This is a genomic window from Roseixanthobacter pseudopolyaromaticivorans (genome assembly GCF_043195145.2).
Classification (GTDB): Bacteria; Pseudomonadota; Alphaproteobacteria; order Rhizobiales; family Xanthobacteraceae; genus NCEH01.
This window is the reverse complement of record NZ_CM195539.1, coordinates 4,363,217-4,386,934: the sequence shown is the minus strand read 5'-3', so window position 1 is coordinate 4,386,934 and position 23,718 is coordinate 4,363,217. Positions and strand designations below refer to the sequence as shown.

Sequence of the window (23,718 nt, the reverse complement as noted above, 5' to 3'; positions counted from 1 at the left end):
CTCCCATGACCGATTCCGCGCTGAAGATTTTCGAAGCCGGCCGTCTGAGCGACGCCATCGCCGCGGGCAGTGCGGAGGTGAAGGCCGCCCCGCAGGACATCCAGCGGCGCAGCCTGCTGGCCGAGCTGCTGTGCGTCGCCGGCGATCTGGAGCGGGCGGAACGCCAGTTCGACGCCATCGCCACCCAGGACCCCACCACCGCCGTGCGCGTCGCGGCGCTGCGCCAGCTCGTGCGCGCCGACATGGCGCGCCGCCAGGTGTGGACCGAAGGCCGCCTGCCGGAATTCGCCGGCACCCCGCCGGAACACGTCACGCTGCGCCTCGAAGCCCTGATGCACCTGCGCGAGGGCCGCGCCGAGGCCGCCGCCGCATGCCTCGCCCGCGCGGAGGAAACCCGCCCCGTGGTCGGCGGCACCCACAACGGCGTGCCGTTCGAGGATTTCCGCGATCTCGACGATCTCACCGCCGGCATCTTCGAAGTGATGACCGTGACCGGCAAATATTTCTGGATTCCCTTGGAGCAGGTGGACGAGGCGGTGTTCACGGCGCCGAGCCGTCCGCTCGACTGCGCCTGGCGCACGGTTCAGATGAGCGTGCGCGGCGGGCCGGAAGGCGAAGTGGTGGTTCCCGCCACCTATCCGGTGCTCTCCGGCGAGGTGCGCGAGGCGCTGCGGCTCGGCCGCGCCACCGACTGGATCGAGGACAGCACCGGCTTCGTTACCGGCCAGGGCCTGCGCTGCTTCCTGACGGGGGAGGACAGCGTCTCGATTCTCGATCTGCGCGCGCTCGCCTTCACCTCGGCGGTCTCCGCGCAGCAGGAGGCCCCCGCCGCATGAGGCGCCCGGAGCAACTCGCCCCGCTCGGCCTGTCGCTGGTGGACCGGCTGCTCGACACGGACCGGCCCACCGTGGCCGCGTTCCGCGACGGGCTGCGGCGCGACCTGGAGGAATTGCTCAATACCGACCGGCGCGTGATCGGCTGGGCGGCGGATCTGACCGAGCTTGACACCTCGCTGGTCAATTTCGGTGTCATGTGCCTATCCACCGTCAATCTCTCCACGGAGCAGCGGCGCGCGCAGGTGGTGGATGAGATCGGCGAGATCATCCGGCAATGGGAGCCGCGGCTGGCGAACATGCGCGTCAGCGCGGTGCCCAACGTGGATTCCAGCGACCGCTCGCTGCGCATGCGCATCGAGGCGGAGATCATGATCGAGCCGTCGCCCGAGCCGATGATCTTCGATACGCTCATCGACCCGCTCGGCAATACCGTTTCCCTCACGAGTGCCCGCAGTGACTGACGATCTTCTGTCCTATTACAACCGCGAGATCGCCTATCTGCGGCAGATGGCGAGCGAATTCGCCAGCGCCAATCCCAAGATCGCGGGCCATCTGCGCCTGTCGGGCGACGCCATCGACGATCCCCACGTGGCGCGCCTGATGGAGGGTGTCGCCTTCCTCAACGCCCGCATCGGCCGCAAGCTCGACGATGAATTTCCCGAGCTGGTGAATGCGCTGCTGGAGGTGCTCTACCCGCATTATCTCGCGCCCATCCCCTCCATGGCGACGGTGCAGTTCCAGCCCAAGGCGGAGATGACCGGGCCGCAGCTCATTCCGGCCGACACCGAGCTGGAATCGGAGGCGGTGCAGGGCGAGGTCTGCCGCTTCCGCACCCGCTATCCCGTGACGCTCTGGCCGATCGTGCTGTCAGATGCCTCCATGACCGGGCGCCCGCTGGTGGCGCCGCCCAATCCCGCCGCCGAGGGTGCGGCGGCGGTGCTGCGCCTCTCGCTCGCCTGCACCACGCCCGGCGTCACCTTCACCCAGCTCCAGCCCGACAAGCTGCGGGTGTATCTGCGCGGCCAGCCGCATCAGGTCTACACGCTCCAGCAATTCATCCTGAACAACACCGTCTCCATCGCCCTGGCGGACGGGGTGGGCGACCAGAACCCGGTGATCCTGCCGCCGAGCGCGGTCTCGCCCGTGGGGTTCGCCGCCGAAGACAACATGCTGCCCTATCCTCCGCAGTCGCAGCACGCCTATCGCCTGCTCACCGAATTCTTCGTCTTCCCCGAGAAGTTCCTGTTCTTTGACATCGACCTCTCGGCCAAGGTGCTGCGCGAGGCCGGCGCGGCCATGGACGTGTTCTTCTATTTCGACCGCACCGACGTGACGCTGGAGCGCACGGTCTCGCGGGAGCTGTTCGCGCTCGGCTGCACCCCCATCATCAATCTGTTCCCCCAGCGTGCGGAGCCAATGGTGCTCTCGCAGAACCGCTACGAGCACCGCGTCATTCCCGATGCCCGCCGGCAGGGCGTGCTGGAGGTGCATTCGGTCCTCTCCGTCGTCGGCACCGACGCCGATGGCGAGCAGCGGCCGGTGCTGCCGTTCTATGCCCGCCGCCGCGCCGGCCACGAGGTGAACGCGCCGGCCTATTGGGCCGCCTCCCGCCGCCCCGCGGGCGGGCGCGATCCCGGCACGGAAGTGTTCCTCTCCTTCGTGGATCTCGATCGCGACCCGACCGGCCAGCAGGATTGGGTGATCTCGCTGGAAACCTTGTGCCTCAACCGCGATCTGCCCTCCAAGCTGCCCTATGGCGGCGGCCATCCCTATCTCAAGCCGGTGCACGGCATCGGCACGGTGGGCGAGATCAGCTGCATTTCGCCCCCCACGCGCACGCTGCGCCTCGGACCGGGGCAGGGGCATCGCTGGCAGCTGGTGTCGCACCTGCTGCTCAACCATCTCTCGATTTCCGGCGCGCACGGCCTTGAGGCGCTGAAGGAGATCCTGCGACTCTACGATTTCCGCGATTCCGCCGAGAGCTACCGCCTGATCGACGGAATCGTGGAGCTGACCGCCCAGCGCGGCACGGCGCGCGCGCCGGTGCGGCCGGGGGACGTGGCCTGGGGCGACGCCATCTGCCGCGGCATCGACATCGGCATCGAGTTCGATCCCGCCAATTTCAGCGGCAGCTCCATGTTCCTGTTCGCCATGGTGCTGGACCAGTTCTTCGGGCTCTATGCCTCCATCAATTCCTTCACGCGGCTGACCGCCACGATCAAGGGACAGTCAGGAACCCTGTGCACATGGCCCGCTCGCGCCGGATACCGTCCGCTACTGTAATCGAGCAGCTCATCGCCACGCCGGAGAGCTTCGATCTGATCCAGGCGGTGCGCGTGCTGGAGCGGCGGTGGCGCGACAAGCAAGGGCCGCGGCACGATCAGCGCGGCAGTTGGTCGTCCGCCTTCGGCGACGAGCGCGACGTGCATCTGGACGCGGTGCGCTTCGTTTCCGAGCCTTCGCTCAAATATCCCACCGCCACCATCACCCGCGCGGTCGCCCCGCAGGGCGAGGGGCCGGTGCAGCTCACCGTGGCCCTGTTCGGCCTCATCGGGCCGTTGGGCGTGATGCCATATGGCTACACCAATCTCGCAACCCAGAGCCTGCACGAGAAGAACCCCGCCTTCGCCGCCTTCCTGGACATCTTCCAGCACCGGGCGGTGACCCAATTCTATCGTGCCTCAACCAAGTACCGGCTCGCCGCCTCCCACGAGCAGCGCACCCCCAAGGCGCCCGACCCCTTCACCATCGCCCTGCGCGCCCTGGTGGGCCTCAGCCCGCCGGCGCTGCACGATTGCCTCGCGGTGGCGGACGACGTGGTGCTGCATCATGCCGGCCTGTTCTCCAGCGAGGCGCGGCCCATGTCCGGGCTCGAGGCGCTGCTGGTGAACGAACTGGCGCATCCGGTCTCGATCGTCTCCTTCGTCGGCGGCTGGCTCTCGGTCGCACCTTCCGAACAGACGCGCCTGCCGTTTCCCGGCGCGCCGGAGGGCCTGCACTGTCGGCTCGATTCCAGCGCCATGCTGGGATCGCGCGCCTGGGTGGCGCAGGATTGCTTCCGCGTGGTGATCGGCCCGGTGGATGGCACCGGCCTGCAGGATCTCCTGCCCGGCGGGCCGGAATCCAACCGCATCGTGGACCTGGTGCGGCTCTATTGCGGTCTGGAGTTCGATTTCGACATCAACGTCATCATCAAGGCCGATGCGGTGCCCGCAGCGCGCTTGGCGAGCGGCTCGCACGATGCCGGCGCGGCGCGCCTCGGGCAGACCGCCTGGGTGCTTTCCGCGCCGAGCCCCATCGACCGTTCGGACGCCGTCTTCCCCGCCGGCCGGCTCGCCTGATCTTTCCGGCCCGTTCCTCTCCCTGAACTGAAGCGCGCACCTCATGACCTCCTGGGCCTCCGGCTACGTCAGCGACATCGAGTATCTTCCCGGCCTGTACGTGGAGCAGGCGCCGGGGCATCTGATCCTGGCCTGCCTCATCAATGGCATCGAGCCGCCCCTGCTGGGCGATACGTTCGATTATTGCGAACTGGGCTGCGGGCAGGGCGTGACCGCCAATGTCGTCGCCGCGTCCAACCCGCCGGCGCGGGTGGTGGCGGTGGATTTCAACCCGGCCCACATCGCCCGGGCGGGTGGCGCCGCGCGCGCGGCGGGGCTCGACAATGTGGATTTCCTCGAACTGAGCTTCGAGGAAATGCTCGACCCGCAGAAGGCCGACCTGCCGGCGTTCGACATCGTGACGCTGCACGGCGTGTGGTCCTGGGTGAGCGCGGAGCATCGCGCCGCCATCACGGCCTTCCTGGCGCGGCGGGTGAAGCCGGGCGGCATCGTTTCGCTGAGCTACAATGCCATGCCCGGCTGGACTGCCATCCTGCCGCTCCAGCGACTGATGCTGGAGCATGCGGCGCTGAGCCACGAGCGCAGCGACGTGCAGGTGCTGCACGCGCTGGATTTCGCCGAAAGCCTGCAGAAAGCGGGGTCCGGGGTGCTCGGCTCGCCGACCCTGTTCGAGCAGCTGCGTGCCGGCTCCGCCAAGCATGCGGGTGACGAGAAGGCGGTCTATCTCGCCCACGAATATCTCAACGCCAATTGGCAGCCGCTCTACCACATGGACACCGCGCGCCTGCTGGGCGAGGCCAAGCTGACCTATGTGGGGTCGGCCACCCTGACCGAGAATTTTCCTGATCTCGTGTTCAATCCGGCGCAGCGGGAGATGCTCGCGAGCGTGCCCGCCGGGCCGCTGCGGGAGAGCGTGAAGGATTATCTGGCGAACCGGCCGTTCCGCCGCGACATCTTCGTGCGCGGCGCCCGCCGCATGCCGGACGCGCTGCGCGACGCGCGGCTGCGCGAGTTCGGCCTCGCCCTCAGCGTGCCGCTGGCCGACACCAAGACCACGCTCGATGTGCCGGCCGGCAAGGCCCAGCTGGAGGCGCGGTTCTATCGCCCGGTGTTCGAGGCGCTGGCAGAGCGGCCCCGCACGCTGGGCGAGCTGGTGGACCTGCCGGAGCTGCGCGGGCAGGCGGGCAGCCCCTCCATGGTGGAGCTGGCCGGCATTCTGGTGGGCACCGCGCAAGCGCTGCCGGTGCCGTTCGGCCTTTCGGCGCGCCCCAGCGCGGCCAGCCTTGAACTCAACCGCGCGGCGGCGCGCGAAGTGGCGGCAAAGCGGGCGAAGACGGCGGTGGTGTCCGCTCCGCTCACCGGCTCGGGCCTCACGCTCACCACCATGGAGGCGCTGGTTTATGACGGCCTGGCGAGTGGCGTTCCGGCAGAGCTGCCGGCGCTGCTGGCCCATGCGGAAGCCTGCATGGCGGCGGGTGCCGTGCCGCTGATGCGCGACGGCAAGCGCATGGAGAATGCCGAGGAGGCGCGTGCCGCGATCGCCGAGGGCGTGCAATGGTGCTTTGAAAACCGCTTGCCCATCTGGCGCCAGATGGGCGCGATCTGAGCGGACGGGGCCGCCGCGCAAAGAAAAAGCCGGCCTTGCGGCCGGCTCAGACCGCTGACAAACCCCGTCGATTTTTCGGCGGGGTTTTGTTTTGTTGGCGTCGGGCCGGTTTGGCTCGGGCGTGGGGGGATTTTGAAGGGGAAGCGGGGGTCAGGCTGGGTTGGCCTTTGCTGGATCGGTGGCGATTGCGATCTTCTTGATGTTCTGGGCGGCGGCTGCCAGCAGACACTGGACCTGGACCCGCACCAGACCGCGGAAGCGGGCATAGCGGTGGCCGAAGAGCTGCTTGGCATCGGCGAAGGAGCGCTCCACGGTCTCCTTGCGCCGGGCATAGACGAGCTTGCCCCAGGCGGTCAGGCGGTGGGCGTCCACCCGCTCGCGGGCGTCCTGCCAGACATGGCGGGTGAGGGTGCGCTCGGCCTTGGCATTGCTGGTGCAGGAGGCCAGCAGCGGGCAGGCGCGGCACAGCTTCGGATCCGAGCGATAGTGGCGATAGCCGGTCCGGTCGGTGGTGGCGTAGGTGAGGCTCTGGCCCTGCGGGCAGCGATAGCTGTCGGTGCCGGCCTCATAGGTGAAGCGGGAGGTCCGCATCATGCCTGGCCGCGGCGGGGTCGGGGTGCGATAGCCCGTCACCCCGGCGATGCCGCGCGCCTCAAGCCCATGGGCGATCGCCGCGCTGGCATAGCCCGCATCCAGGCCGACGGTGGCGACCGGCAGGCCGAAACGGGCGCGCTGGCGGTCCAGGCGCTCCAGATAGGGGATGCTGTCATGCACATTGGCCGGCGTGGCGAAGCTATCGGTGATGATGCCGAGCCGACCGTCCACCGTGCGGTGGTCGAGATAGAAGAAGCCCTTGGGCTTGCCCTCCCGCACCATGTAGCCGCTGTCGGGATCGGTGCGGCTGACCTTGGTGGGCTTCACCGGCGGTTCGCGCGGCGGGGCGGGCGGCAAAGGCGGCTGGCCATGGGCGGCGCGATCGTCTTCCACCGCCGCGTCCAGCTCGGCCCAGTAGGCCGCGCGGGACTTGGCCGCCGGGACGATGTCGTGGCGGTTCTTGTTGGCGCTGGCCTTCAGGTGGGTGGAATCGGTATAGAGCGTGCGCCCCTCCACCAGCCCCAGCCCCATGGCCTGCTCGACGATGCGGTCGAAGATCGCCTGCGCCACCCGCTCGTCCTGATAGCGCCGGCGGCGGTTCTGCGACAGCGTCGAGGCGTCGAACACCTTCTCCCGCAGCGACAGCCGCAGGAACCAGCGATAGGCGACGTTCACCTCGATCTCCCGCACCAACTGGCGCTCCGAGCGGATGCCGAACAGGTAACCGAGGAACAGCGCCTTGAACATCAAGGTGGGATCGAGCGGCGGCCGGCCATTGTCGGCGCAGTAGAGCGGCGCCGTCAGATCGTGGATGAAGGTAAAGTCCACCGCCGCATCGATCCGCCTCAGGAGGTGATCCTTCGGGACCAACTCGTCCAGCGTCACGATCTCAAGGGCGGTCTGGGCGGGAGCAGGACGGCGCAGCATGTCCCAGTCAATCAAAAACCCCCGGCTCACGCCAGGGGTTTGTCAGCGGTCTGAGCCGGCCTTGCGGCCGGCTTCTATTGTTATCCGCGCCGCGGTTGCGACCGGCGCTGGCAGGTTTGCCGCGCGTCAGTGCGCCGGCTTGGGGGCGTCGGCGGGCTTGGCATCCGCCGGGGCCGCCGGCGCGGCGGAGGCCGTCGGCAGGGGCTTGGGCGAATGGGCCAGCGAGTTGAGATAGGCGATCAGGTCCGCGCGCTCGGTTTCCTTCGGAATGCCGGCGAAGGCCATGGCGGTGCCCGGTACGAAGCCCTTGGGATTGGTGAGGAAGGCGTTGAGATCCTGCGGGGTCCAGTCGCCGCCCTTGGCCTGCATGGCGGCCGAATAGGCGAAGCCGGGGACGCTGGCCTTCTTGCGGTCCACCACGCCATAGAGATCCGGGCCGACCTTGGCGCCGGCGCCTTCCTGGAAATTGTGGCACGAGGCGCAGCGCTTGGCGACGTTCGCGCCCTTTTCGATGGAGGCGGTGGCGAACAGCTGCTCAATCGGCACTTCGGCGGGCTTGGCTTCAGCCACATTGCCGCCAGCGGGGCCTTCCGGCACGGCGATTTCATAGCCGGGCTTGGCGGGCGCTTCGGGTGCGAAGAGAATTTCGGAAACGATGCCGAGGCCGATTGTCAGCGTGAGCGTGCCGAGCAGCGCGCCCGCGATTTTGTTCAATTCGAAACTATCCATCGGCGCTTCGCTCCTCGGAGCCTCTAAATTCGCGGTCGACCGGGCAAAAACTTGGGCCGTCGCCCCAATTAAGGCGCAGCCGGTCGGACACTAATCACTTTGATTGGCGCCGTGCAACCCGTATAAGGCGCGCCCCAATGCCACGTTTCGCGCCGGTCGCGGCGCATTCCCGCCCCAAGGTTGCCATGATCATGAACGCAGCGGAAGTTCTGGTGTTGATCCCCGCCCGCATGTCGGCCACCCGCCTGCCCGGCAAGCCGCTCGCCGATGTCGGCGGGCGCAGCATGATCGTGGAAGTGGCGCGGCGAGCGGTCGCAGCCGGAATTGGCCGCGTCGCCGTGGCCACCGACACCCAGGAGATCGCCGACGCGGTCCGCGCGGCCGGCCTCGAGGCGGTGATGACCCGCGCCGACCATCCCTCCGGCTCCGATCGCATCCACGAGGCGCTCACGCGGATCGACCCGCACGGCAAGATCCAGATCGTGGTCAATGTGCAGGGCGACCTGCCCACCATCGCGCCCGCCACCATCGCCCGCGCCCTCGCTCCGCTTGCCGATCCGGCCGTGGACATCGCGACGCTGGCCGCCGAGATCGTGCTGGAGGAAGAGCGCACCGACCCGAACGTGGTCAAGGTGGTCGGCTCGCCGCTCGCGCCGGGCCTGTTGCGGGCGCTCTATTTCACCCGCGCCACGGCGCCCTATGGGGCGGGGCCGCATTATCATCACATTGGCCTCTATGCCTACCGGCGCGGGGCGCTGTCGCGCTTCGTGGCGCTGCCGCCCTCGCCCCTGGAACTGCGCGAGAAGCTGGAGCAATTGCGCGCCATCGAGGCGGGCATGCGCATCGACGTCGCGGTGGTGGACGCGGTGCCGCTGGGGGTGGATACACCTGCGCACCTGGAGCGGGCGCGCGCGCTGCTCGCCGCCGAGCGCACATCGGGAGATTTCGCATGAGGACGTTGGCATGAGGACGCAGGCATGAGCCGCCGCATCGTTTTTCAGGGCGAGCCGGGCGCCAATTCCCACATCGCTTGCCGCGAGACCTATCCCGATTACGAAGTGGTGCCCTGCCACACCTTCGAGGATGCCTTCGCCGCCGTGGAGGGCGGTGCCGCCGATCTCGCCATGATCCCGATCGAGAACACGGTCGCCGGCCGGGTGGCGGACATCCACCATCTGCTGCCGCGCGCCAGCCTGAAGATCATCGGCGAATTCTTCCTGCCGCTCTCCCACCAGTTGATGGCCGTGAAGGGCGCGACCCTCGCCACGCTGAAGACCGCGCAGAGCCATGTGATGGCGCTCGGCCAATGCCGCAAGGCGTTGCGCACGCTCGGCCTGACGGCGGTGATCGGCGCCGATACCGCCGGCTCGGCGCGGGAGATCGCCGAGGCGCGGGATGTGACCCGCGCGGCCATCGCCTCGCGCCTTGCGGCGGACCTCTATGGGCTGGAGATTCTGGCGGAAAACATCGAGGACGAGAGCCACAACACCACGCGCTTCGTGATTCTGGCGCGCGAGGGCGAATGGGCGGGGGCGGACGACGGCCCGGTGATGACCTCGTTCGTGTTCCGCGTGCGCAACGTGCCGGCGGCGCTCTACAAGGCCATGGGCGGGTTTGCCACCAACGGCGTCAATATGACGAAGCTCGAATCGTACCAGATGAACGGCGAGTTCACGGCCACCCAATTCTATGCCGAGGTGGAGGGCCACCCGGACGATCTCCCGGTGAAGCTGGCGCTCGAGGAACTGGCGTTCTTCTCGCGCGAGCTGCGCATTCTCGGGGTGTATCCCGCCCATCCGTTCCGCGGCACCATCGTGCGGGCGGAATAGGCATCGTCGGTGGCTTTCCGCGAAGGGCCGGTCGTGCGCCCTAATGGTCGAAGCGCAGGGTGATGCGCGCGCGCCCGGCCGCCCGGCCGAAGGTGACGTGGTCGCCCAGCTTCACCAGAAGATAGGCGGCGAAGCCGGCCACTTCCTTGGCGTCGCCCAGCAGCGCCTCGGGCGAGGGGCGTTCCTTCGGCACCTCCAGCACCTCGCCGTCATAGAGCACGAACACGTCGAGATGGGTCTCGTCGAAGCGGGCGCGCAATTCCACCGGCCCCTCGGCGATGCCTGTGTCCACCAGCACCTCCAGCGCCTGCGCCGCCACCGGGATCGCGGCGGCAATCACGTCGCGCCGCGCGCCCCACAGGTCGCCCTGGCGTTCCAGGAAGTCCTGGGCGGTGAGGAAGGCGTTGGCGCCCTCGGGCACTACAAACGAGCTTTCCTTCGAGATGCCGATTCGGAACAGCAGGTTCAGCGCGATGGCGCAGCAGGCCGCGACGGTGAGCGGGGTGGAGAACAGCGGCTGGATCCAGAACGGCAATTGTCCCTTCAGCGGCAGCAGCGCCACCGAGAGCCCCGCCAGCACCGAAAGCCCCACCAGGAACACCCGCCGTTCGCTGAGCCGGCGGGAGAGGATGAGGTCCATGCCCGCCACTAGCAGATAGGCCGAGGTGTAGAGCAGGATGCCGCCGATCACCGGCGAGGGAATCAGCGTCAGCGCCATGATCGCCTTGGGGAAGAAGGCGGTGGCGAAGATTACCACCCCGGCGAGGATGCCGATGCTGCGCGCGGTGGCTCCGGTGGCGAAGGCGAGGCCCACGGCCGAGGACGAGAGGCCGGACTGGAAGCCCGAGGTCATGCCGTTGAGGATGTTGCCGATGCCGCAGGCGGTCACCGCCCGCCCCGCCGCCTGCATGTCGGCGCGGCGCCATTCGGCATCGTTCATCTTTTCCAGCGAGACGGTGACGCCGAGCACGTCCACCAGTCCCATCATCACCAGCAGCGCCACCAGCGGGAACAGGCGCGGCTCCAGCGCCAGCGAGGGCAATTGCAGGTGCGGCAGGGCGATGAAATCCGCCTTGGCCAGCGTGGCGCTGAGATCGATGGGATCGACGCCGCTGAAGGAGGCGAGCACCCAGCCGCTGGAAGCCCCCACCAGCACCGCGAACAGCTTGAAGCGGCGCGGCGCGAACACGGTGACGCACACGATCAGCGCGAGCGTCACCATGGAGACGGCGAGCGGGCCGAGGTTCACCTGCGTGCCGCCACCTTCCAGGCCGAGCGCGCGGCGCAGGGCAGGGCTCGCCAGCGAAACGCCGAGCATGGTCACGGCGACGCCGCACACCTCGGGCGGCAGCAGCACGCGCAGGGGGCGCACGAGGCGCGCCATGAACAATTGGCACACGCCGACCAGGATCGTCGTCGCCGCCATCAGCCCCAGCCCGCCAATGGTGAGCGCCTGTACCGCGAGCGGAATGGCACCCGCGGCGGGAATGTGGATCGCCAGATAGCCGCTGCCGAAGCGGGTGCGGGAGCATTGGATGATGGTGGACAGCCCGATGCACATGGCGCAGGCGCTGAGCATGGCCTCGACCTGATCCTCCGGCAGCCGCGCCTCGGTGGCGGCGACGATGGGGTAGATCAGGAACGTCAGCGCCAGCATGGCGTGCTGGGTGGACAGGGGAATCAGGGCGGAAAGTGGAACCTTGTCTTCCAGCCCATAGACCAGGTTGGTCGGCCGGCGCACGGGGCGGGGCGCGGTGCCGCGTTCGGGCGCGATCAGCCGGCGCAGCGGGCGCAGGGCCGCGCGCACCGAGCCGCGCCAGCGCGCGGCGCCGCCATGCCTGTGATGAGCCCGGCGGCCGTCGTGATGCGGCCCGTCCTGATGCGGGCCTGGGATGATCTGCGGTCCGGAGCGGGGCTGTTGATCCGGCACGTGTGCTCTTTCAGACGGTCGCGCCTTCGACGAAGGCGCGGATGAGGTGATGGGCGATGGCGTTCGCCGGCGGAACGAACAGTCCCTCGGGGTGCGCGCGCACCAGCATCTTCGCGGTTTCCTCACGGGAAAACCAGCGGGCGCCCGCCAGTTCGTTCGGGTCCATCGTGATGGTTTCAGATGTCGCCTCGGCGATGCAGCCGAACATGAGCGACATGGGGTAGGGCCAGGGCTGCGACCAGCGATAGCGCACCGCGCCCGTGGTGATGCCGGTTTCCTCCAGCGTCTCGCGCCGCACCGCTTCCTCGATGGTCTCGCCGGGCTCGACGAAGCCGGCGAGGCAGGACCACATTTCCGGCGCGAAATGCGGCGCCCGGCCCATCAGGCACTGATCGCCGCGATAGGTCAGCATGATGACCACGGGATCGGTGCGGGGAAAATGCTGGGCGCCGCAGTTCGGGCAATCGCGCCGCCAGCCGCCTTCGATGGCGCGGGTGCGGGTGCCGCAATTGGCGCAGAAGCGATGCCGCCCGTGCCAGGCGAGCATGGCCTTGCCGCAGGCGAGCGCGGCCAGATGATCGGTGGACACAAGGCCCTGCACGGCGGTGGAGCGCAGATCGGGCACCAGAAGGCCGCGCGCCTCCAGGCGCTCCTTTTCCGCCGGATCGAACCGGGCGGCGAAGCGCGGCGCACCGTCGGCGAGGCCGAGGAAGATCCGCTTGCCGCTGCCGAGCGCGGCTGCGGCATCGGCGGTGAACAGCGGGTCGCGCAGCGGTTCTCCCGGGTGGAGCACCACCCATTCGCCGCCGAGGAGATAGAAGCGGGCATCATCCCGCTTGGCGAGGTCTTCGACCGAGCCGCGCAGATGGGCGGCGCGGTCGAGCGGGCTGCCCTGGTAGCCGAGGGCCGGCCAGGGTCCGAGATCCGGTAGGGAAAGCAGTGGCATGGCCCCTGAGGGTGGCAGTGCGAGACGGCGCCGACCGTGGCATGGGCGACACAGGGAGGCAAGGCCGGCGCGCCCCCGGTCCCATGGAATGCGCGCGCGAGGGGCGGCTCTGCGCGCGAAGCGCTTGCCTGCGGACGCGGCCTGCGGCACATCTCGCGCGCCATTCACCAAAGGCCATGCCGATGTCCGCTCCCCTGTCCCCGCTCGCCCCCCGGCTGATTCCCTATGTCCCGCCCGTCGGGGGCGTCCGGTTCGCGACCGCCTCAGCCGGCGTCAAATACCAGGGCCGCACCGACGTGCTGCTGATGGTGTTTGCGCCGGGCACCACGGTTGCCGGCGTCACCACGCGCTCCCTGTGCCCCTCCGCTCCCGTGGAATGGTGCCGGGCGGCGCTGCGCGGCGGCCGGGCGCGGGCGCTGGTGGTGAACTCGGGCAATGCCAATGCCTTCACCGGCGAAGCCGGCCGCGACACCACCGCCGCTACGGCCGAATATGCCGCCGCGGCGCTCGGCTGCAAGCCCTCGGAAGTGTTCCTCGCCTCCACTGGTGTGATCGGCGAGCCGCTGGACGCCGACAAGTTCGAGGCGCCGCTCGCGGACGCCGCCACCCGCCTCGCCAGCGAGAACTGGACCGAGGCGGCACGCGCCATCATGACCACGGACACCTTCCCCAAGCTCTCCACCACCACGGTGAAGCTCGGCGAAGTGGACGTGACCATCGCCGGCATCGCCAAGGGCGCCGGCATGATCGCGCCCGACATGGCGACCATGCTCTCCTTCATCGTCACCGACGCGCCGATCGCCGCCGACGTGCTCCAGAAGATGCTGTCGAAGGCGGTGGGCTCCACCTTCAACGCGGTGACGGTGGACGGCGACACCTCCACCTCCGACACGCTGCTGCTGTTCGCCACCGGCGCCTCCAAGGTGCAGGGCGTCGGCACCATCAAGCGCTGGGATGATTCGCGCGTCGAAGGCTTCCGCGCCGCGCTGAAGGGCGTGATGGCCGATCTCGCGGAACAGGTGGCCCGCGACGGCGAGGGCGCCCGCAAGCTGCTGCGCGTGCATGTGAGCGGCGCGGTGTCCAAGAAGTCGGCGCGGCGCATCGCCATGTCGATCGCCAATTCGCCGCTGGTGAAGACCGCGGTCGCCGGCGAGGACGCCAATTGGGGCCGCGTGGTGATGGCGGTGGGCAAGGCCGGCGAGCCGGCCGACCGCGACCTTCTCGCCATCTCCTTCGGCGACATCCAGGTGGCCGCCCATGGCGCGCGCGATCCCGATTACGACGAGGGGATCGTCTCGCGCTACATGAAGGGCGATGTGATCGACGTGCGGGTGGACCTCGGGCTCGGCGACGGCAAGTTCCGCGCGCTCACCTGCGATCTCACCAAGGAATACATCGCCATCAACGGCGATTATCGCTCGTGAAGATCGTCCTCGTTGCCGCCTGCGCGCTCGTGGACGCGGACGGCCGGGTGCTGGTGGCCCAGCGCCCGGAGGGCAAGCAATTGGCCGGCCTCTGGGAGTTTCCCGGGGGCAAGGTGGAAGCGGGCGAGCGGCCGGAGGAAACCCTCATCCGCGAACTCAACGAGGAACTCGGCATCACCGTGAAGGAGGCCTGCCTCGCCCCCCTCACCTTCGCCAGCTATGGCTATGAGACCTTCCATCTGCTGATGCCGCTGTGGATCTGCCGCCGCTGGGACGGGCCGGTGGTGGCGCGCGAGCATTCCGGGCTGAAATGGCTGCGCCCGGCGAAACTGCGCGACCTGCCCATGCCCCCCGCCGACGCCCCGCTGATCCCGGCGCTGATCGATTTGCTCGGGCCGTAGGGGCGGCAGGGTATCCCGGCTCGCGTTCCGCGCCGGCTGCGCCGCCGCTGCACTTGGCCGCTGCACTTGGCCGGGACACTTGGCCGGGACGCGGCACTTATCCGCGCGATAGCTCAGGTCAGCGGCAGCAAGGCCGCCTTGAGCGCCTCCGGCAACGGCACGGGCCGGCGGGTGAGGCGGTCCACATAGACATGGACGAAATGCCCCTGCGCCGCCGCCTGATCGCTGCCCTGAAACAGGCCGATCTCATAGCGCACCGAGCTGGAGCCGAGCTTCGCCACCCGAAGGCCCGCCTGCACCACCGCCGGATAGGAGAGGCTGGCGAAATAGGCGCAGCGGGTTTCCACCACCAGCCCGATCACCGGGCTCTTCTCGAAATCCAGGGCGCCCTTGGAGATCAGATACTCATTCACCACCGTGTCGAAATAGGAATAGAAAACCACGTTGTTCACGTGGCCGTAGACATCCATGTCCGCCCAGCGGGTGGTGATGGTGAGGAGGTGCGGGAAGGCGGAGATCAGCGCCGGCTGCTCGCGCCCCGCACCCTTGTTCCCGCTGTCCTTTTGCTCTTGGGCCGGCGCGCTCATGCCCAGGCCGCCTGATAGATGGCCAGCGCATCCGCCTCGTGCACGGGGCGGGGATTGTTCACCAGGAGGCGGCTCTGCTTCATGGCATCGGCCGCCAGCATGGGCAAATGGTGTTCCGGCACGTTCACTTCCCTCAGGCAACGGGGCAGGCCGAGATCCAGGGAGAGCGCGGCCAGCCGCTCGACAAAACGTTCCGCCACCTGCGCGTCCGTGCCCGCACCGATGTCGGGAAAGGCGATGGGCGCGATCTGCGCATAGGCGCTTGCGGCGGCCGGCAGGTTGAAGCGCAGCACGTGCGGCAGCACAAGGGCATTGGTGAGCCCGTGCGGCAGATGGTAATGGCCGCCGAGCGGATAGGCGAGCGCATGCACCGCCGCCACCGGCGAATTGGCGAACGCCTGCCCCGCCAGCAGCGAGCCGAGCAGCATGGCCTCGCGCGCCGGCCGGTCGGTGCCCTGGTGCACGGCGGTGCGGATATTCGCCCCCAGCAGCCGCAGGGCTTCCTTGGCGAGGCCGCGCGAGATGGGATTGTTGTTGGGGCTCGCCGAGGCATAGGCCTCGATGGCATGGACCATGGCGTCCACGCCGGTCGCCGCCGTCACATGGGCCGGTAGGCCGAGCGTGAGGTCGGCGTCCAGCAGCGCGATATCGGGGATCAGGCAAGGCGAGACCACGCCCTTCTTCACCGTCTCCCCCGTGGTGACGATGGAGATGGGCGTGACTTCCGAGCCGGTGCCGGCGGTGGTGGGCACCAGGATCAGCGGCAGGCGCGGTCCCTTGGCGATGCCGACGCCGTAGATTTCTGTCAGCGCCTCCTGGCCCAGCGCGAGCAGCGCCACCAGCTTGGCCACGTCCAGCGAGGAGCCGCCGCCGAGCCCGAGCACGCCTTGCGCGCCCATGGCGACGGCTTCGGACGTGGCGGCGAACACCACGTCCTCCGGTGGGTCGGCCACAACCTGGTCGAAGATGCGGTGGGCGATTTCCGCCGCGCGCAGGGCTTCCAGCGTCGGCGCCAGAAGGCCCGCCTTGACGATGCCGGGATCGGTGACGATCAGGATGCGCGAGACCCCCCGCGCCGCGAACAGATCGCCCACCCGCAGTGCCGCGCCGCTGGCGCACACGATGCTCGGCGTGGTGTTGAACACGAACCCGGACATGGCTCCCCCTCAGATGTTCGCGCGGGACGCGAAACGCGGTCTATTCTGGCTGTTCCGGCCCGGCCGGGGAATCCCCCGCTGTCTTCACTTCCTTCGTTCCGAGCGCGTCGGCGAGGCGCATGCGGGCGGAGCCGGGGCGCAGCGGCTTCTGCTGGCTCTCGTGCGGCGCCCAGCCCGACAGCCAGACGATTTCGAAGGTGGCGCGCACCCGTCCGTCCGCATCGGCGAACCGTTCCGCATAAACCTCCGCCGCCCGCAGCAAAGTGCCGCGGCGCAGCGGCACGCGCCGGCGCTCGGCGAGCACATTGCCCGCCCCCATGCGGCGCAGATCGGCGAACAAGGTGAAGGGAGAGGCATAGCGCACGCTCACGCGGTCCACGTCCGTCACCGGCAGGGCAAAGCCCGCCCTTTGCAGCAGCGCGCCCATGTCGCGCACATCGGCGAACGGCGCGACGCGGGGCGAAAGGCCGCCCGTGGTCTCGCTCTCCGCGACGGCGAAGGCTTCGCGCAGTTCGGCCAGGCTCGACCCGCCGACGAGGGCTGCGATGAACAGGCCATCCGGCTTCAGGGCGCGGCGGATCTGGGCGAGAGCGCCGGGCAGATCGTTCACATATTGCAGCGAGAGCGCGGAGACGATGAGATCCAGCGCGCCTTCCGCGAACGGCAGCGCCTCCTCGTCCGCCACCACGGCGGGAAAGGCGGGGCGCGCCGGCGCGAGGGGCGCCGCGCGGAACACGGTGTCGATGCCGGGATGGCGTGCCAGCGTCTCGGCGACGGCATCGGTAGCGCTGCCGAGATCGAGCGCGCGGGGAAAATCGCGCTTCACCGCCAGCAGGCGGTCGCCGACATCCTCGGCCACGCGATCCAGCAGGAAATCCGCCGGGCCAAGCGTGGCGGCACGGGCGAGGCGGCGGCGCAGCAAGGGCCGGTCGAAGACGAGAGGGCTGCTCATGGGCGCCATATAAGCGCGCACCATGCGGCTTGCACAGGCCGGGTCATTCGCACACCGACAGGGTCACCGGGTCGGCGCTCTCCGGCAGCAGCGCGCCCATGGGCCGGCAGGTGCCTTCGATGCAGACGCGGTAATCCGCCGTCGCACCCGAGCGGCGCATAACGATCTGCTTCTGCGGCGCCAGCGTGGGATGGGCGACATAGCGCCCGTCCTTCAGCACCGCCCCTTCGGGCGGTTCCATGCCCGCGCCGGAGCCCTCCAGCCGCATCTCGGTGAGCACCAGGCCGGCGGGCGTTGCCCGCCAGTCCTCCTCCCATGAGGTCTTCTGCACCGAATGGGTCCAGGCGAGGGTGATCATGGCGGCAAGGCGCAGCGTGACCCCGCCCCCGGCGAGACAGATCAGGCTCACGCCGTTCGCGCCGGTGCGTTCCGCACCTGGATCAGATGCCACGCGAGGAACGCCACCAGCAGCGCGAAGGCCGCGATGTCCGACAGGGGCACCGAGGCGACGAAAAGCAGGGCCGCGATCCCCGCCACCACCCGTTCGAGGATCGATAGGGGCCCGAACAGCCAGCCGATGGCCACCGCGCCCAGCAGGCCGATGACGATGCTGGCCTTGAAGAACACATAGGCCACCTCGACCCAATAGCCGTATTGGGCGGCGATTTCCCCGCCCTGTTGAAGCATCAGGGTGGGCTCGTAGACCGCCATGACGGGGATGAGGAAGCCCGCCAGCGCGATGCGGCACGCCTGCCAGCCGATGGCGTCGGGCGAGGCTTTCGCGATCGGCGCGGCGGCGAGGGCGGCAAGCGCCACCGGAGGGGTGAGGTCGGCGATGATGCCGTAATAAAATACGAACATGTGGCTGACGATCAGCGGCACGCCGAGCGTGAGCAGGGCCGGCGCGGCCAGCGAGGCGGTGATGATATAGGTGGGAATGGTGGGAATGCCGGTGCCGAGAACGATGCTGGTGACGATGGTCAGCAGCAGCGAGAGCCAGAGCGTGTCCTTGCCGATGGACACCACCCATCCGCCGAAGATGGTGGCGGAGCCGGTGAGGGTGAGCACGCCGATGACCGTACCGACGATGGCGCAGGCCATGCCCACGGGCAGCGCCTGCCGCGCGCCTTCCGCCAGCCCGTCGCGGCACAGCACGAGCGTTGCCCGCCCGCCCCGGGTGATGAGGTTGCCAAACACCAGCACCAGTACCAGGCCGACGATGACCATCACGCCGAATTCGAAGAAGGCCGCGCACACGAGCCCGAGCGCAATCCAGAAGGCAAGTCGGATCAGCGGCCGCGAGGTTTCGCTGGAAAGGCTCTGGCCAAGGATCAGCACCACGGTCAACGCCAGGCCCACGGCGCCGGCGAACAGCGGCGTGTACCCGGCGAACAGCAGATAGACCAGGACGATCAGCGGCAGCAGCAGGTACCAGCCCTTGCGCAGGGCCGGCAGCATCAGGGGCACCTTGTCCTTGGGAATGCCCATCAGGCCGCGCTTGCCGGCCTCCAGATGCACCATCCAGAAGGCGGAGGCGAAATAGAGAATGGCGGGGATGATCGCAGCCTTGACGATGGTGGCGTAGGGCACGCCGATGGTCTCGGCCATGATGAAGGCGACGGCGCCCATGACCGGCGGCATGATCTGCCCGCCCATGGAGGCGGTGGCCTCCACCCCGCCGGCGAACGACGCGCTGTAGCCGAAGCGCTTCATCAGCGGGATGGTGAACTGGCCGACGGTGACCACATTGGCCACGCCCGAGCCGGAAATGGTGCCCATGAGCGCGGAGGAGAACACCGCCACCTTCGCCGGTCCGCCGCGGGCGCGGCCGAACAGGCCGAGCGCGAGATCATTGAACAATTGGATCATGCCGGCCCGTTCCAGGAACGTGCCGAACAGGACGAACAGGAAAATGTAGGTGGCCGAGACCGCGATCGGCACGCCATAGATGCCCTCGGTGCCGAACGACATCTGCTCGACGATCTGCTCCAGCGAATAGCCGCGATGGTCGAGCGGGGCGGGCAGATATTGACCGAACAGGCCATAGGCCAGGAAGCCGCCGCAGATCAGCGGCAGGGCGGGCCCCATCATTTGCCAGGAGACGGCGAACACCACCACAATCAGGGCGATGCCCATGATGAAATCGGCGCCGGAGAGATCCCCGGCCCGCAGGATCAGGTCGTTATAGAAGATCCATTGATAGAGCCCGGTCGCGAAGCCGAGGAGGCCGACGCCCCAGCCGAGTGCGAGCGTGAGCTTGGAGGTGCTGCGGTGATTGGCAATAAGGGCCGCAGAGATCAGGCACAGGAAGCCCACATGCAGGCCGCGGATCACCTGGCTCGGCAGGATGGCATAGGTGGAGACGAACAATTGGTAGGCGGAAAAGGCGATGGCGATCCAGAACAGGATCTGCCCCTTGAGCCCTTGGCCAAACCCCGGGGGCAGGCCGTGCTCCATGTCGTCGATGGGCGCGAAAGTCTGCGGTGGCGTGACATCGGCATCGGCGGATAGGCTCGGCGCGCTCATCTTCACTCGCTCCAGAATCGCTGGCTCGGGATCGTCCGGGCCGCACCGGCCGGCGGGTCTTTGCCCATGCGGCAGGCGGCGGGAATGGGAAACGGGCGCACCGCAAGGGTGCGCCCGTTCACGTCATCTTCCCAAAGGTCAGGGCGAAACGCCCTTTTCCTTGAAGTACTTTTCCGCACCCGGGTGGAACGGCACCGGCGAGCCCTTCATGGCGCCCTGCAGCGAAATGGCCTTGGCGGCGGCATGGGCGGCCTGGAGGTCCGGCAGATTCTCGAAGATCGCCTTGGTCATGGCATAGACGTCGGCGTCCTTCATGTCCTCGCGCACGACGAGGAAGTTCGGCACCGCGGCGGTGGCGACGTCCTTGTCCTGGCCGGTGTAGGTGCCGGCGGGGATCACCGTCTTCAGATAGGGCGTGCCCACCTTGTCCACGACGGCGTTGGGAATCTCCACCACGTTGATCTCGACCGCGGTGGCGAGGTCCTTGATGGAGGACACGCCGAGGCCGGCCGACTGCAAGGTGGCGTCGAGCTGGCGATTCTTCATCAGCTCCACCGATTCCGCGAAGGGGAGATATTCCACCTTGCCGAGGTCTTCATATTTGAGGCCGGCGGCATTGAGGATCGCGCGGGCATTCAATTCGGTGCCGGATTTCGGCGCGCCGACCGAGAGGCGCTTGCCCTTCAGGTCCGCGAGCGTCTTGATGCCGCTGTCCTTGGACGCGACGATCTGGATGTAGTTGGGATAGATCGCGGCGAGGGCGCGCACCTTCTTGAGCGGCGCCTTGAAGCCGGCCTCTTCCTTGCCGGCCCAGCCGTCGGCGAGGCTGTCGGCGAGAGTGAAAGCGATCTCGCCCTTGCCCTGCTGGATCAGGATGAGATTTTCCACCGACGCCTTGGTGGCCTGCACGGAGGGGCGGACGTCCGGCACCTTGCTCGACAGGATATTCGAAATGGCGACGCCCATCGGATAATAGACGCCCGAGGTGCCGCCGGTGAGGATGTTGACGAATTCCGCCGCCTGCGAGGCCATGGGCGCGCAGGCCAGCGCGACCGACAGGGCAACCATCTTCAGCCTTTTCATGAACGCTCCTCCGATATCATTTGGCATTTTTCCGAAAGGCTAACGCCTTCGACGGCAAAGGCCACCTGCTTTCTTGCGGCTGAGACGAAAGTCTAAACCGCCTACCCTGGTCCCGACCCGCCTGCGAACCGCGTTTTCACGGGCGCGGGCCATTGATCCCGGCGTTTCGGGGCGCTAGTGACGGGGTGAAATAATGAATCCCACAAGCCCTAAGGGCGCGGGATGCCGCCCTCCCGTGCGGAGGGCAAAGGGAGCGCTCATGCCATCCGACAAGGAAATCCTCCTCGCCCTGTTCGAGACCGCGCTCGCGGCCGCCGTGCCGGAGGGCAAGTTCGAGGGGCGGCTGCCGGAGCCGCCGAAGGGGCGCACCATCGTCATCGGCGCCGGCAAGGCCTCCGCCCGCATGGCGCGCGCGTTCGAGGACGCCTGGCAGAAGCCCTGCGAGGGGCTGATCGTGACGCGCTATAGCCATGGCTGCGAAACCCGCCAGATCGAGATCGTCGAGGCCGCCCACCCGGTGCCCGACGCGGCCGGACTGAAGGCGGCGCAGCGCATCCTGGAACTCGCCCGCTCCGCCGGGCCGGACGATCTCGTGATCTGCCTGATGTCGGGCGGCGCCTCCTCGCTCCTCACCCTTCCGGCGGAGGGCATGACGCTTGAGGACAAGCAGGCGCTCAACAAGGCCCTGCTGCGGTCCGGCGCGCCCATCGGCATCATGAACCAGGTGCGCAAATCCATGTCGGCCATCAAGGGCGGGCGCCTCGCGGCGGCCATCGCCCCGGCCCGCTGCGTCACCTATCTCATCTCGGACGTGCCGGGCGACGATCCCCGCTCCATCGGTTCCGGCCCCACCATTCCGGAAAAGTCCGATCCCGAGGCGGTGCTTGCCCTGATGCGGGCCTATCAGGTGCCGGTGAGCCCGCAGATGGAGGCCGTCATCCGCGCCAATACCGTCTCCGGCGACGCCCTGCCGGGGCAGGAAGTTCATATGATCGCCACCCCCATGATGGCGCTGCACGCGGCACGGGAGAAGGCGAAGGCGTTTGGCCTTTCGACGGTCATCCTCGGCGATGCCATTGAGGGCGAGGCGCGCGAGGCGGCCACCGTGTTCGCCGGCATCTCGTTCAGCGCGGCGACCCACGGCGAACCGGCCAAGGCGCCCTGCGTGCTGCTGTCCGGCGGCGAGACCACGGTGACGGTGCGCGGCAAGGGACGGGGCGGGCGCAACGTGGAATTCCTGCTCGCCCTCGCCATCGCGCTGAAGGAAGCGAAGGGCATTTCCGCCATCGCCTGCGATACCGACGGGGTGGACGGCACCGAGGACAATGCGGGCGCCTGGTTCGACGACCAGATCCTGGCGCAGGCGCGGGCGGCCGGCGTTTCGGCGGCGGATCTCCTCGCCAATAACGACGGCTACAGCTTCTTCGAGAAGCTGGACCGGCTCGTCGTCACGGGTCCGACCTTGACCAATGTGAATGATTTCCGCGCCATCCTGGTCCGCTAAAATTAGGTAACCAAGCCTGTTATTGCTGCGACGCAGCAGCGTTGCGTCCGCCGCATGGCGCGCGGAAATTGAGCTGAGTCAAATCACTAGCCCCTCTTTCCAGGGGGTTAGCGTGGGCTTGACTTATGGCTTGATGGGTCAATGTCCTTGACCTTTGCTGCGTTGCACATAGATTGCGGGTGGAGGAACCGGGGGGTCCGGACCATAGGTCAGGAGACCACCATGAACGATCAGGCCGCGCCTGGAATCATTCGCAAGCTCTGGCCCGCCGAGGCCCAGCTGTTTCGCGAACATCTTCTCCGCCTGGATAAGGAGAGCCGGCGCAATCGTTTCGGCTCGGCCGTCTCCGAATCCTTCATCGAGCATTATGCCGAGCGCGTCTTCCGGTCTGGCGCGGTAATCCATGGCTGTTTCGTGGATGGGGTGCTGCGGGCGGCGGCGGAGCTTTATCCCTTCTCCGGCGTGCTGCCGCGCGAGGCCGAGGCGGCCTTCAGCGTGGAGAGCGCATTCCAGAACGGCGGGTTCGGCACGCATTTGATGGAGCGCACCATCCTTACCGCGCGCAATCGCGGCATTCGCACGCTCTATATGAACTGCCTCGCCCACAATCGCCGCATGCAGCAGATCGCGCGCAAGTTCGACGCCGACCTGAAGTTCGAGTCCGACGAGGTGGTCGCGCAGCTGAACGCGCCTTATCCCACACCGCTGTCCCTGGCGCGGGAGGCGGCGGCGGATGCCCAGGGCGTCTCGCGCACCCTCTTCCAGGCCCAGGTGCGGGCGACCGGCCGCGTGATCGACCTGCTGCTTCCCAGCTCGCGCGCCGCCTGAGGGCCCGCAGCGGCTCGTCCGTAAGGGACGCTTAGTGGGGCACGCTCTTGGAGAGCAGGTTCACCACCAGCACGCCGGCGATGATGAGGCCGAGGCCGATAACGGCGGGCAGGTCCAGCTTCTGCCCGTAGACCACAAGGCCGATGGCGGCCACCAACACGATGCCCACGCCCGACCAGATGGCATAGGCGATGCCCACGGGCAGCACCTTCAAGGTGAGCGAGAGGCAATAGAAGGCGACTGCATAGCCGATCACCACGATGACGGAGGGCACCGGCTTGCTGAAGCCCTCCGCTGCCTTGAGGGCGGAGGTGGCGATGACTTCCGCCGTGATGGCGATGAGGAGCAGCACGTAGGTCATGAAGCGAGGTGAGCCCAGAGGCGATTCCGCGTCAATGCGGTTTTGCCTTTCGCGGCCGCGCGATACCGTCACAGCCTGCGGGCTGCGGAGCGCGTGCGGCGGTGGCGAACAGGCCCCGGCGGCCGGGCAAAATGTTTCACGTGAAACAATGGGCTTG

Annotated in this window: 22 protein-coding genes; 11 read left to right on the top strand and 11 right to left on the bottom strand. The window is 68.3% G+C overall.

What is annotated here, in order from left to right; translation table 11 throughout:
- Positions 1–5: 5 nt before the first annotated feature.
- Genes V5F68_RS20500 through V5F68_RS20480 form a run of 5 tightly spaced genes read left to right on the top strand, consistent with a single transcriptional unit; the run spans position 6 to position 5,783 of the window.
- Positions 6–836 (top strand): type VI secretion system accessory protein TagJ, encoded by an 831-nt coding sequence (locus V5F68_RS20500; protein ID WP_394016377.1) that lies wholly within the window; start codon positions 6–8, stop codon positions 834–836.
- Positions 833–1,297, top strand: coding sequence for a type VI secretion system baseplate subunit TssE (tssE, locus tag V5F68_RS20495; RefSeq protein ID WP_394016378.1), 465 nt, complete (start codon positions 833–835; stop codon positions 1,295–1,297). The genes V5F68_RS20500 and tssE overlap by 4 nt, the downstream gene beginning before the upstream one ends.
- Positions 1,290–3,119, top strand: coding sequence for a type VI secretion system baseplate subunit TssF (gene tssF / locus V5F68_RS20490; protein WP_394016379.1), 1,830 nt, complete (start codon positions 1,290–1,292; stop codon positions 3,117–3,119). The genes tssE and tssF overlap by 8 nt, the downstream gene beginning before the upstream one ends.
- Positions 3,083–4,177 (top strand): type VI secretion system baseplate subunit TssG, encoded by a 1,095-nt coding sequence (gene tssG, locus V5F68_RS20485; RefSeq protein WP_394016380.1) that lies wholly within the window; start codon positions 3,083–3,085, stop codon positions 4,175–4,177. The genes tssF and tssG overlap by 37 nt, the downstream gene beginning before the upstream one ends.
- 43 nt (positions 4,178–4,220) lie before the next feature.
- Positions 4,221–5,783, top strand: coding sequence for a methyltransferase regulatory domain-containing protein (locus V5F68_RS20480; RefSeq protein WP_394016381.1), 1,563 nt, complete (start codon positions 4,221–4,223; stop codon positions 5,781–5,783).
- 150 nt (positions 5,784–5,933) lie between these two features.
- Here V5F68_RS20480 and V5F68_RS20475 read toward each other — a convergent pair whose 3' ends face one another.
- Both V5F68_RS20475 and V5F68_RS20470 read right to left on the bottom strand, forming a co-directional pair.
- Positions 5,934–7,304, bottom strand: a complete 1,371-nt coding sequence (locus V5F68_RS20475; RefSeq protein WP_394016434.1) for an IS1182 family transposase — start codon at positions 7,302–7,304, stop codon at positions 5,934–5,936.
- 126 nt (positions 7,305–7,430) lie between these two features.
- The gene (locus V5F68_RS20470; RefSeq protein ID WP_394015896.1) at positions 7,431–8,033 is read right to left on the bottom strand and encodes a c-type cytochrome; all 603 of its coding nucleotides are present in this window, start codon (positions 8,031–8,033) and stop codon (positions 7,431–7,433) included.
- A gap of 191 nt (positions 8,034–8,224) precedes the next feature.
- On the opposite strand from V5F68_RS20470, the gene V5F68_RS20465 reads away from it, so the two are divergent.
- On the top strand, positions 8,225–8,986 hold the full coding sequence (locus tag V5F68_RS20465) for a 3-deoxy-manno-octulosonate cytidylyltransferase (RefSeq protein WP_394015950.1): 762 nt from the start codon (positions 8,225–8,227) through the stop codon (positions 8,984–8,986).
- Between the two features lie 24 nt (positions 8,987–9,010).
- Positions 9,011–9,862 (top strand): prephenate dehydratase, encoded by an 852-nt coding sequence (locus V5F68_RS20460; RefSeq protein ID WP_394015897.1) that lies wholly within the window; start codon positions 9,011–9,013, stop codon positions 9,860–9,862.
- 40 nt (positions 9,863–9,902) lie between these two features.
- On the opposite strand, the gene V5F68_RS20455 is transcribed toward V5F68_RS20460, so the two are convergent.
- Positions 9,903–11,792 (bottom strand): uracil-xanthine permease family protein, encoded by a 1,890-nt coding sequence (locus V5F68_RS20455; protein ID WP_394015898.1) that lies wholly within the window; start codon positions 11,790–11,792, stop codon positions 9,903–9,905.
- A 10-nt stretch (positions 11,793–11,802) separates the two neighbouring features.
- A complete protein-coding gene (gene nudC, locus V5F68_RS20450; RefSeq protein ID WP_394015899.1) occupies positions 11,803–12,738 on the bottom strand; it encodes an NAD(+) diphosphatase in 936 nt (311 codons plus the stop codon).
- A gap of 182 nt (positions 12,739–12,920) precedes the next feature.
- Here nudC and argJ point away from each other — a divergent pair, with 182 nt between their 5' ends.
- Both argJ and V5F68_RS20440 read left to right on the top strand, forming a co-directional pair.
- Positions 12,921–14,162: a bifunctional glutamate N-acetyltransferase/amino-acid acetyltransferase ArgJ gene (argJ, locus tag V5F68_RS20445; protein ID WP_394015900.1), complete on the top strand. Its 1,242-nt coding sequence runs from the start codon at positions 12,921–12,923 to the stop codon at positions 14,160–14,162.
- On the top strand, positions 14,159–14,563 hold the full coding sequence (locus tag V5F68_RS20440) for a (deoxy)nucleoside triphosphate pyrophosphohydrolase (RefSeq protein WP_348845861.1): 405 nt from the start codon (positions 14,159–14,161) through the stop codon (positions 14,561–14,563). Before argJ ends, V5F68_RS20440 begins: the two co-directional genes overlap by 4 nt.
- A gap of 113 nt (positions 14,564–14,676) precedes the next feature.
- Here the strand turns inward: V5F68_RS20440 and V5F68_RS20435 are convergent, their stop codons facing one another.
- From V5F68_RS20435 to V5F68_RS20410, 6 genes are all read right to left on the bottom strand, one after another.
- Positions 14,677–15,150: an acyl-CoA thioesterase gene (locus V5F68_RS20435; protein ID WP_394015901.1), complete on the bottom strand. Its 474-nt coding sequence runs from the start codon at positions 15,148–15,150 to the stop codon at positions 14,677–14,679.
- A complete protein-coding gene (locus V5F68_RS20430; protein WP_394015902.1) occupies positions 15,147–16,307 on the bottom strand; it encodes an iron-containing alcohol dehydrogenase in 1,161 nt (386 codons plus the stop codon). The genes V5F68_RS20435 and V5F68_RS20430 overlap by 4 nt, the downstream gene beginning before the upstream one ends.
- A 40-nt stretch (positions 16,308–16,347) precedes the next feature.
- A complete protein-coding gene (locus tag V5F68_RS20425; protein WP_394015903.1) occupies positions 16,348–17,268 on the bottom strand; it encodes a methyltransferase domain-containing protein in 921 nt (306 codons plus the stop codon).
- Between the two features lie 34 nt (positions 17,269–17,302).
- Positions 17,303–17,668, bottom strand: a complete 366-nt coding sequence (locus V5F68_RS20420; RefSeq protein WP_394015904.1) for a DUF1850 domain-containing protein — start codon at positions 17,666–17,668, stop codon at positions 17,303–17,305.
- Positions 17,665–19,785, bottom strand: a complete 2,121-nt coding sequence (locus V5F68_RS20415; protein WP_394015905.1) for a TRAP transporter permease — start codon at positions 19,783–19,785, stop codon at positions 17,665–17,667. The genes V5F68_RS20420 and V5F68_RS20415 overlap by 4 nt, the downstream gene beginning before the upstream one ends.
- 138 nt (positions 19,786–19,923) lie before the next feature.
- On the bottom strand, positions 19,924–20,868 hold the full coding sequence (locus V5F68_RS20410; RefSeq protein ID WP_394015906.1) for a TAXI family TRAP transporter solute-binding subunit: 945 nt from the start codon (positions 20,866–20,868) through the stop codon (positions 19,924–19,926).
- Positions 20,869–21,127: 259 nt separating this feature from the next.
- Between V5F68_RS20410 and V5F68_RS20405 the strand changes: the two genes are divergently transcribed.
- Together V5F68_RS20405 and V5F68_RS20400 are read left to right on the top strand one after the other, a co-directional pair.
- Positions 21,128–22,372: a glycerate kinase type-2 family protein gene (locus V5F68_RS20405; protein WP_394015907.1), complete on the top strand. Its 1,245-nt coding sequence runs from the start codon at positions 21,128–21,130 to the stop codon at positions 22,370–22,372.
- 222 nt (positions 22,373–22,594) lie between these two features.
- A complete protein-coding gene (locus tag V5F68_RS20400) occupies positions 22,595–23,200 on the top strand; it encodes a GNAT family N-acetyltransferase (RefSeq protein ID WP_394015908.1) in 606 nt (201 codons plus the stop codon).
- 31 nt (positions 23,201–23,231) lie between these two features.
- Here V5F68_RS20400 and V5F68_RS20395 read toward each other — a convergent pair whose 3' ends face one another.
- Positions 23,232–23,561, bottom strand: a complete 330-nt coding sequence (locus V5F68_RS20395; RefSeq protein ID WP_394015909.1) for an SMR family transporter — start codon at positions 23,559–23,561, stop codon at positions 23,232–23,234.
- Positions 23,562–23,718 lie beyond the last annotated feature (157 nt).

Excerpts from the sequence above, each read along its gene's own strand:
- V5F68_RS20500 (WP_394016377.1), top strand. The coding sequence starts at position 6 with ATGACCGATTCCGCGCTGAAGATTTTCGAAGCCGGCCGTCTGAGCGAC.
- tssE (WP_394016378.1), top strand. The coding sequence starts at position 833 with ATGAGGCGCCCGGAGCAACTCGCCCCGCTCGGCCTGTCGCTGGTGGAC.
- tssG (WP_394016380.1), top strand. The coding sequence starts at position 3,083 with ATGGCCCGCTCGCGCCGGATACCGTCCGCTACTGTAATCGAGCAGCTC.
- V5F68_RS20480 (WP_394016381.1), top strand. The coding sequence starts at position 4,221 with ATGACCTCCTGGGCCTCCGGCTACGTCAGCGACATCGAGTATCTTCCC.
- V5F68_RS20475 (WP_394016434.1), bottom strand. The coding sequence starts at position 7,304 with ATGCTGCGCCGTCCTGCTCCCGCCCAGACCGCCCTTGAGATCGTGACG.
- V5F68_RS20470 (WP_394015896.1), bottom strand. The coding sequence starts at position 8,033 with ATGGATAGTTTCGAATTGAACAAAATCGCGGGCGCGCTGCTCGGCACG.
- V5F68_RS20465 (WP_394015950.1), top strand. The coding sequence starts at position 8,225 with ATGAACGCAGCGGAAGTTCTGGTGTTGATCCCCGCCCGCATGTCGGCC.
- V5F68_RS20460 (WP_394015897.1), top strand. The coding sequence starts at position 9,011 with ATGAGCCGCCGCATCGTTTTTCAGGGCGAGCCGGGCGCCAATTCCCAC.
- nudC (WP_394015899.1), bottom strand. The coding sequence starts at position 12,738 with ATGCCACTGCTTTCCCTACCGGATCTCGGACCCTGGCCGGCCCTCGGC.
- argJ (WP_394015900.1), top strand. The coding sequence starts at position 12,921 with ATGTCCGCTCCCCTGTCCCCGCTCGCCCCCCGGCTGATTCCCTATGTC.
- V5F68_RS20435 (WP_394015901.1), bottom strand. The coding sequence starts at position 15,150 with ATGAGCGCGCCGGCCCAAGAGCAAAAGGACAGCGGGAACAAGGGTGCG.
- V5F68_RS20430 (WP_394015902.1), bottom strand. The coding sequence starts at position 16,307 with ATGTCCGGGTTCGTGTTCAACACCACGCCGAGCATCGTGTGCGCCAGC.
- V5F68_RS20425 (WP_394015903.1), bottom strand. The coding sequence starts at position 17,268 with ATGGCGCCCATGAGCAGCCCTCTCGTCTTCGACCGGCCCTTGCTGCGC.
- V5F68_RS20415 (WP_394015905.1), bottom strand. The coding sequence starts at position 19,785 with ATGAGCGCGCCGAGCCTATCCGCCGATGCCGATGTCACGCCACCGCAG.
- V5F68_RS20410 (WP_394015906.1), bottom strand. The coding sequence starts at position 20,868 with ATGAAAAGGCTGAAGATGGTTGCCCTGTCGGTCGCGCTGGCCTGCGCG.
- V5F68_RS20405 (WP_394015907.1), top strand. The coding sequence starts at position 21,128 with ATGCCATCCGACAAGGAAATCCTCCTCGCCCTGTTCGAGACCGCGCTC.
- V5F68_RS20400 (WP_394015908.1), top strand. The coding sequence starts at position 22,595 with ATGAACGATCAGGCCGCGCCTGGAATCATTCGCAAGCTCTGGCCCGCC.
- V5F68_RS20395 (WP_394015909.1), bottom strand. The coding sequence starts at position 23,561 with ATGACCTACGTGCTGCTCCTCATCGCCATCACGGCGGAAGTCATCGCC.